We start from the raw sequence: 358 nt of genomic DNA on the forward strand, positions 1-358 counted from the left end.
GTAAAAGTGCTCTAATGATGTTCGATAAACACGCAAATCTGAAATATAAGTTTGGAAATCGACATTTTTGGGCAGAGGGATATTATGTAAGTACAGTTGGCCTCAATGAAGCCACAATAAAGAAATACATTCAGGAACAAGAGCGAAAAGATATTGCTTTAGATAAGTTGAGTGTAAAAGAATATGAAGATCCCTTTAGGGATAGTGGCAAGTAGTACGTATACCTCTTTGAGAGGTCTGTGACGAGTCAAATGCAATAAGGCTTGAACAAAGTGAAAGCCAGCGTCTTTAGGCGCTGGCTAGTTATCTGGGCTTATAGCCCTGGTACAAACCACCCGTTTGACGGGTGGTCATGATT

Annotated in this window: 1 protein-coding gene; it reads left to right on the forward strand. The window is 40.2% G+C overall.

Annotation, left to right across the window (positions count from 1 at the left end; translation table 11 throughout):
* Positions 1–215: transposase (locus HMPREF2832_RS02665; protein WP_186823062.1), on the forward strand; the 215-nt coding region annotated here is incomplete at its 5' end.
* Positions 216–358: the final 143 nt, after the last annotated feature.

The sequence above is a fragment of the Streptococcus sp. HMSC073D05 genome, assembly GCF_001812015.1.
Taxonomy (GTDB): Bacteria; Bacillota; Bacilli; order Lactobacillales; family Streptococcaceae; genus Streptococcus; species Streptococcus parasanguinis_D.